Source organism: Bacillus sp. B2-WWTP-C-10-Post-4 (assembly GCF_009183805.1).
Classification (GTDB): Bacteria; Bacillota; Bacilli; order Bacillales; family Bacillaceae_G; genus Bacillus_A; species Bacillus_A cereus.
The window spans coordinates 1-8,242 of record NZ_WEII01000147.1 but is presented as its reverse complement, the minus strand read 5'-3'; the positions used below and the strand labels follow the sequence as shown (position 1 = coordinate 8,242).

The window sequence follows — 8,242 nt, the reverse complement described above, 5'->3', positions numbered from 1 at the left end:
CGATATAATTTTAAAAGCTTCAATTTTTGAGGAAATGGCAGATTTTTTATCTCTTAACGATGATATAGGACTAGTTACTCCCAAAATACTAAATGAAGATCAAAGTATTCAAAAATGGTGTGCTAGAAAAGAAACAAAAATAATACATAGATTTGTTGTGTACAGTCCATTACAACGCTTATTATCAAAAACAAAAACTTATCAAGAATATTTTTATGATGTTCAAATGATGGATAGTCCAACTGAAATAGAATTATTTTCAGGAGCAGCTTTTATGATGAAAAGAGAAATTTTCGAACGGGTTAAAATGTTTGATCCAAATACATTTTTATATGAAGAGGAACTGATTTTAGCGCACAAAATAAGAGCAATAGATAAAAAGATATATCTATTGCCTAACGTTAGTGTTATTCATGAAGATGGTGGAACAACTAGTAGATTAGGCCTAATAAAGTATAAATATATGCTTGAAAGTGAAGATTATTATCTTAATAAATATGCAGAAGAGCGATTTTTATTTTTTAAAAAAGTCACATTAAAATTATTTAGAAATGTGATTTTTTTATTGAAAAAATGTAAGGCTTAATTATTTTGTTGAGGAGAGCGTATCAAATGAAAGTATTATACATGAGTAGGAGTGATTTATTTACCAAAAGGGGAGGAGATACGGTACAAATTGAAAATACTGCAAGGGAATTAAGAGGGAAAAATGTTGAAGTAGAATTTTATTCCGGGCCCATGGATTTGAAGAGTAAGAAATATGACATTGTTCATATATTTAACTCATACAACGTGGCTGAAACATTATGTAATATTAAAATAGCAAAGAATTTGGGGAAGAAAGTGGTTTTAACTCCTATATATCATCCTGATTTTTATTTAAAAAATATGTTGGAAGCTGGTATTGATAAGAAAAAGAAATTTTTATTTTCATTTTCGTCATATCAATTTTATATGACAATTAATAATTTTATTAAAGATTTAGTATTAAATAAAAGAATTAATTTATCTTTATTAGCACAGGGGTATAGGATAAAAAGAAAAAAAATCTTTAATTCAGTAGATGGTATCTTGCCAAATTCTCAAATGGAAAAGGATTATATATTAAAGGAAAACAATTTAAAATCGCACCCTTTCATACAAATTATTCCTAATGGTGTAGATAATCATATTTTTAATATAGTTCAAAATGTGAGGGAAAAAAAAGATAAGAAAATAGTATGTATCGGGAGAATAGAACCACTAAAAAATCAAAGTTTAATACTAAAAGCTTTTCAAAAATCCGTCCTATATAAGGATGGGTATCAATTATTATTTTTTGGTGCAACTAATAATAATCATCATAATTATGTTGAAGATTTCATTACAAATGTTAATCGGGATCCGCAGGTTCAATATATAGGTGAGGTAAAACAAGAAGTATTGTTTGAACATTTGTCTAAAGCAAGGGGCTTAGTGCATGCAAGTTGGTTTGAGACAACTGGATTAATAGGATTAGAGGCAGGTATTTTTGAAATACCTGTTGTAATGACTAATTCAGGATTTACTAAAAGTTATTTTAAAAATAATGTTATTTATTGCTCGCCTAATGATGAGATATCGATAGAGCATGCATTAAATGCATTACAGAATATTAATGAGGAAAAAGTGAGTGAATTAAAAAAAGACATAGATAATTTTTATAACTGGGATTATATTTCGGGCGTAACTTTATCTGCTTATGATACAGTTTTAAATAAAGATTATAAGGAATGTTAGCATGATTAAAGATTCATTATATATGATGGTAACGATGTTTGTTAGGATAATGGCCAATACTTTGCTTTTCATTGTTTTAGCTAGGACATGGGGAGTAGAGGGATTTGGCCAATTTATGTTTTGTTTTACTATTGGTGCAATACTAGTAGTCATTGTAGACTATGGCTTTGGTTTAAAATTAGTTAAAGATATAAGTAAAAAACCAAATAAAATTAAAGAATATGTTAATGAAGCATTTTATTCCAAACTAATTTTAACCATATTCTTACTAATTTTAAGCTACCTAAGTTTATATACTTTTGAATGGCGTGAAGGAAACTTCAGAATATTCTTTTTATTGATAGTATCTCACATATTTTGGAGTTTTGGAACATTTTTATGTTTACCTTTGAGAAGCCTCTCTTATTTTAATGTGGAGGCAAAAATCAACCTTTATGGAAATATAGTACATATATTGGTAGTTATGATATCCCTATATATGAATGCGGATAAAACTATGGTAGCAGTTGCTTTCATATGTTCACGTTTATTCAACTTTGTATATGCGTATAGAATCTACATGATATATGTAGGAAAAATAGCAATAAAGCATATAAAAATAAAAAAAATAATATTAAATTTAAAGCAAAACTTTCCGTATGCAATTCACTTAGCAATAGGAACATTATATTTTCAAGTAGATACTATAGTTGTACAGTACTATATCGGTAATACGGGACTTGGTTTATATCAAGCTGGTATAAAGATCTTAACAGCAGGGTTAATATTTAGTGATGCCCTAACTAATGTATATATTACGCGTTTATCTAAAGTAGAATCTAATGAAAAACTAATTATATTAGGTACTCAAATGAATACTTATATGCTTTTAGTTGGTGGAATCCTATCAATAGGAATCATTAATTTTGCAGATTTAATTATAAATATTATGTATGGTGAGCAGTTTATAAGTACAATTCCATTATTATATGGATTTGCTATTACATTATTTTTACGTTATTTTGCTTCTACCCATGGTGCAGTTTTAACAATTTCGAATAAGCAGGGGCTAAGGGCGTTAGGAGTAACCTTATCATTATTGATTAACGTAGTTTGTAATGTGATTTTAATCCCTAAATTTGGATTGAATGGTGCTTTGTTATCAGGAATGATTACAGTCGTTTTTCTAAATATGCTATATTTTGTGGCTGTACATCGATTAATTAGAAGTGTATTTTTGGATAAAAAAAATATACTTCTATTAATTTTATATGGCATCTTATTAGTTTTATCTATTGCATATTTAATTCACTATGATATTTTTATACGAATTGTTATATGGATAATAGTCGCCATTCCTTTAATGGTATTTTTATTGATTAAAATGCGAAAAGTGAAAAGGAGATAATATGAAAAGAAGAAAAATATTAAATTTTTTATCTATTATACTGAAATACCCACTTTTTTTGTTATCTTTTTTAGTTCCTAAATCTTCTAAGATATGGGTTATGGGTGCATGGTATGGTGAAAGGTATTCTGATAATAGTAAATATTTGTTTGAGCACATAGTTACAAATGAAGATAATATTATACCAATATGGCTAACTCATAATCAAGAAATCCTAATAAAATTAAGATCTAGAGGCCAAAGAGTATATTTAATAAATTCCATTCTAGGATATTGGTATTCTTGTAGGGCATCTGTAGCAATTTTTTCATCAGGTTTAGTGGATGTAAATTCATTAGGGTTATATAGAGCCAAGAAGGTTCAGCTTTGGCATGGTATTCCTTTAAAAAAGATTGGTTATGATGATAAATTTTCTTATCCACAGGGTAAGAAAAAAAAGTTGATTGGTTATATAAAAAGTATAATTTTCCCTTATACTGATGAAAAATGGGACGCTATGATTTCTACAAGTCCTTTGGTATCAAAGTATTTTCATTCGGCTTTTAATATAGCAGAAGATAATATATATGTTACTGGATATCCGAGAAATGACATTCTTTTTGAAAAAAACATCCCTGAGATTAAAATAATAAGTGAGTTAAAAGTGAGGTATAAATGCAATAAGATAATTGGTTATGTACCTACTTTTAGGAATGGTCAATTCAATTTATTAACAACTAAGGATAGAGAAAAATTGGAGCAATTTTTAGAGAAAGAAAATTGCATTCTTTTAGTAAAATTACATTTTGTAGATATGGTTAGAAATAATTTTAAGGTTAATAATTTTAATTCTCGACTGGTATTTTTAGGGGAAGAAGTTAGTGACGTTAATATTCTTTTACCACACTTTGATATTTTATTAACAGATTATTCTAGTGTATATTTTGATTATTTATTATTAGATAGACCAATAGTATTTACGCCATTTGATTTACAAGAATATAAAAATAGTAGTCGTGAACTATATGAAGATTATGAGAATGTAACACCTGGTAGTAAATGTGCTAATTGGACAGAAGTTGAAGATGCATTAATGGAATTAATAAATGGTCACGATGACTATAAACTAGAAAGAAGTTTAGTGAGAGCGAAGCATTTTAGTTATGTAGATAATAAAAATAGTGTGCGAGTTGTGGATGTAATTAATAATTTGAAAAATAAAGGTCAGAGAGGGGAAAAGGAATGAAAGGAATAATTTTAGCAGGTGGTAGTGGTACACGTCTATATCCATTAACAATGGTAACAAGTAAACAATTGTTACCTATATACGATAAACCAATGATCTATTACCCACTATCTACACTGATGTTAGCGGGAATTCGTGAAATTTTAATTATTTCAACACCAGAGGATACACCACGTTTTGAATCTTTGTTAGGAGATGGATCTCAATTTGGTATTTCTCTTCAATATAAAGTACAACCAAGTCCAGATGGATTAGCGCAAGCATTTATTATTGGTGAAGAATTTATTGGTGATGATTCTGTAGCGATGGTACTAGGGGACAACATTTATTATGGTAGCGGAATGCGTAAAATGTTACAGCGTGCAGCTCAGAAAGAAAGTGGAGCTACAGTGTTTGGTTATCACGTACATGATCCAGAGCGTTTTGGTGTAGTTGAATTTGATGAGAACGGAAAAGTATTGAGTGTAGAAGAAAAACCGAAAGAACCAAAATCTAATTATGCAATTACTGGTCTATATTTCTATGATAATCGTGTAGTTGAAATTGCAAAAAATGTTAAACCATCGGCACGTGGAGAATTAGAAATTACATCTATAAATGAAGCATATTTAAATAGTGGTGAGTTAGAAGTTGAATTATTAGGTCGTGGTTATACATGGTTAGATACGGGTACGCACCAAAGTCTAGTGGATGCAACAAACTTTGTAAAAACAGTTGAAGATCATCAAGGAATTAAAATTGCAGCACTTGAAGAGATTGGATTTATTAATGGTTGGATTAATAAAGAAACTTTAATTGAATCAGGTGATCAGTGCTCTAAAAATGGCTATGGTCAATATTTATTAAAAGTAGCAAACGGCAGTATTAAATATTAAGTTGGAGTGAACATAATGAAAGTTTTAGATACAAACTTATTAGGTGTAAAAGTAATTGAGCCAAAAGTATTTGGAGATCATCGTGGTTGGTTTATGGAAACGTATAGCGATAAGGCAATGAAAGAAGCTGGAATTGATCTGCAATTTGTACAAGACAATCAATCCTTTTCTGCAACAAAAGGAACACTTCGTGGTTTACACTATCAGTTAAATCCTAAAGCACAAACTAAGCTTGTACGTTGTACACGTGGATCAATCTTTGATGTAGCGGTCGACATTCGTAAGGGAAGTCCTACATACGGTCAATGGTTCGGTATTGAGCTAAGTGCAGAAAATAAAAAACAGTTATTAGTTCCAAAAGGATTTGCACATGGATTTATGACATTAACAGACGATGTTGAGGTTCAGTATAAAGTTGATGAATTATATGCTCCGGAATGCGATCGAGGCATTGTTTGGAACGACGCTGAAATTGGTGTTGAGTGGCCAATGGAAATTCAACCAGTGCTATCTGAAAAAGATGAAAAAGCACCTTCATTAAAAGAAGCAGAAACTAACTTTGTATACGGGGAGTAAAAAAAATGAAAATTTTAGTAACCGGTTATAATGGTCAGCTTGGATATGACGTAGTAAAACGTGGAGAGAAGCAAGGACTAGAAATGCAAGGTATTGGAATAGAAGATTTAGATATTACAAACGAAGCTGCGGTTTATGAATTTGTAGATAAAGTAAAACCAGATGCAATTATTCATTGTGCAGCATATACGGCTGTTGATAAATCTGAAGATGATAAAGAACTTTGTTGGAACGTGAATGTAGAAGGTACAAAATACCTTGCTACAGCAGCAAAAAAATTAAATGCTAAATTTGTTTATATTAGTACGGATTATGTATTTGATGGAGAAGGAACGCATGCATTTTTAGAAACTGACGAACCTAATCCGGTTGGATACTATGGTTTAACAAAGTATGAGGGAGAAAAAGTAGTTAGAAGCCTAATAGATAGCAACTTTATTGTGCGTATTTCATGGGTGTTCGGTATTAATGGAAATAACTTTATTAAAACAATGCTTCGTTTAGGCGAAACACGTAATGAACTGAACGTTGTGGGAGATCAAATAGGATCACCAACTTACACATATGACTTAGCTCATTTGTTAGTTGATATGGTCGTAACAGAGAAATATGGTACATATCATGCTACAAATGAAGGTTTCTGCAGTTGGGCTGAATTTGCACAAGAAATTTTTGAGATTGCAGGACAAGATGTAAAAGTAAATAGTATTACAACAGAAGAGTATCCTACTCGCGCAGTACGTCCTAAAAATTCACGTATGTCGAAGCAGAAATTAATTGATAATGGATTTAAACCATTGCCGGTTTGGCAAGAGGCAACAAAACATTATATTACACAATTACAGCAAGAGGTGAAATAAGATGGAAAAAAAGAAAGTATTAGTAACAGGTGGCGCAGGTTTTATTGGGGGGAACTTTGTTCAGTATATGGTAAATAAATATCCTCAATACCATATTGTTAATTTAGACGTACTAACATATGCGGGAGATTTAACAAAACATAAAGATATTGAGAATAAAGATAACTATTCATTTGCTAAGGTTGATATCGTAGACCGTCAAGCGGTAAACCAATTATTTGAACAAGAAAAATTCGAATATGTTGTTCATTTTGCTGCAGAAAGCCATGTCGATCGTTCAATTACTGAACCTGAAGTATTTATTAGCACAAATGTATTAGGGACACAAGTGTTATTAGATGCAGCAAAAGAGTATGGCATTACTAAATTTGTTCACGTATCAACAGATGAAGTATACGGCGAATTAGATTTTGATCCAACTACATTCTTCACAGAAGATACACCTTTACAACCAAATAGCCCATATAGTGCAAGTAAAGCTTCTTCTGACTTATTAGTTCGAGCATATCATGAGACATTCGGTTTACCAATTAACATTACACGCTGCTCAAACAATTATGGACCATTCCATTTCCCAGAAAAATTAATTCCATTAACAATTTCACGTGTATTAAATGATGAAAAGGTTCCTGTATATGGGGACGGTAAAAATATTCGCGACTGGTTACACGTTATTGATCATTGTGCTGCAATTGATTTAGTTATGCATGAGGGTGCAAATGGAGAGGTTTATAATGTTGGTGGACATAATGAGCGTACAAATTTAGAAGTAGTAAAAACTATTATTAGTACACTTGGCAAATCGGAAGAACTAATCGAGTTTGTTCAAGATCGACTAGGTCACGATAAGCGTTACGCAATTGATCCGACAAAACTAGAGGAATTAGGTTGGAAACCAACTTACACATTTGAAACAGGAATTGCTCAAACAATCCAGTGGTATTTAGATAATGAAGAATGGTGGAAAGCAATTGTATCGGGTGAATATCAGAATTATTTTGTTAATCAATATAAAACATTATTAAATAAGTGATGAATTATATTAATTTATAAAAGCCCAAGATCTAAATATAAGGAAAAATAGGAGAGATATATTAAAATCTCTTAATAAAAAATCATGCATATAAGAAATCAATTGATAGGAGTGAAACTTTTATAATGCGAAGAGTTTTGACATATGGAACATTTGATTTACTACATTATGGTCATATAAATTTAGTAAGGCGAGCAAAAGATCTAGGTGATTATTTAATAGTTGGATTATCAACAGATGAATTTAATGCATTAAAAGGAAAAGAATCATATTTTAAATTTGAAGAAAGAAAAATGCTACTGGAAAGCATTAGATATGTTGATTTAGTGATATCGGAAAATACTTGGGAACAAAAGATTGAAGATATTGTAAAGTATGAAATTGATATTTTTGTTATGGGGGACGATTGGGAAGGGAAATTTGACTTTTTAAAAGAATATTGTGAAGTGATTTATTTACCACGAACTGAAGATATATCAACTACTCAAATAAAAAGTGAACTTTCATTACAATCATAAGGAATAAAAA

9 protein-coding genes are annotated in these 8,242 nt (G+C 30.4%); all 9 read left to right on the top strand.

Annotation, left to right across the window (positions count from 1 at the left end):
* Nucleotides 1-586: glycosyltransferase family 2 protein (locus tag GBN78_RS30460; protein ID WP_193224763.1), on the top strand; the 586-nt coding region annotated here is incomplete at its 5' end.
* 26 nt (nucleotides 587-612) lie between these two features.
* Nucleotides 613-1,758, top strand: a complete 1,146-nt coding sequence (locus GBN78_RS27200; protein WP_070184488.1) for a glycosyltransferase family 4 protein — start codon at nucleotides 613-615, stop codon at nucleotides 1,756-1,758.
* 1 nt (nucleotide 1,759) lies between these two features.
* Nucleotides 1,760-3,145, top strand: coding sequence for an oligosaccharide flippase family protein (locus GBN78_RS27195; RefSeq protein ID WP_070184487.1), 1,386 nt, complete (start codon nucleotides 1,760-1,762; stop codon nucleotides 3,143-3,145).
* Between the two features lies 1 nt (nucleotide 3,146).
* Nucleotides 3,147-4,370 carry a CDP-glycerol glycerophosphotransferase family protein gene (locus tag GBN78_RS27190; RefSeq protein WP_030029427.1) on the top strand — a complete coding sequence of 408 codons (1,224 nt, stop codon included), beginning with the start codon at nucleotides 3,147-3,149 and terminating at the stop codon, nucleotides 4,368-4,370.
* Nucleotides 4,367-5,245, top strand: coding sequence for a glucose-1-phosphate thymidylyltransferase RfbA (gene rfbA, locus GBN78_RS27185; RefSeq protein ID WP_023523537.1), 879 nt, complete (start codon nucleotides 4,367-4,369; stop codon nucleotides 5,243-5,245). The genes GBN78_RS27190 and rfbA overlap by 4 nt, the downstream gene beginning before the upstream one ends.
* Before the next feature lie 15 nt (nucleotides 5,246-5,260).
* On the top strand, nucleotides 5,261-5,821 hold the full coding sequence (gene rfbC, locus GBN78_RS27180) for a dTDP-4-dehydrorhamnose 3,5-epimerase (protein ID WP_030029423.1): 561 nt from the start codon (nucleotides 5,261-5,263) through the stop codon (nucleotides 5,819-5,821).
* Nucleotides 5,822-5,826: 5 nt separating this feature from the next.
* Entirely contained in the window at nucleotides 5,827-6,681 is an 855-nt protein-coding gene (rfbD, locus tag GBN78_RS27175; RefSeq protein WP_030029421.1) for a dTDP-4-dehydrorhamnose reductase, read from the top strand.
* Between the two features lies 1 nt (nucleotide 6,682).
* Nucleotides 6,683-7,714, top strand: a complete 1,032-nt coding sequence (gene rfbB / locus GBN78_RS27170) for a dTDP-glucose 4,6-dehydratase (RefSeq protein WP_030029419.1) — start codon at nucleotides 6,683-6,685, stop codon at nucleotides 7,712-7,714.
* Between the two features lie 125 nt (nucleotides 7,715-7,839).
* The gene (tagD, locus tag GBN78_RS27165; RefSeq protein WP_030029417.1) at nucleotides 7,840-8,232 is read left to right on the top strand and encodes a glycerol-3-phosphate cytidylyltransferase; all 393 of its coding nucleotides are present in this window, start codon (nucleotides 7,840-7,842) and stop codon (nucleotides 8,230-8,232) included.
* The last annotated feature ends 10 nt before the right edge of the window (nucleotides 8,233-8,242 follow it).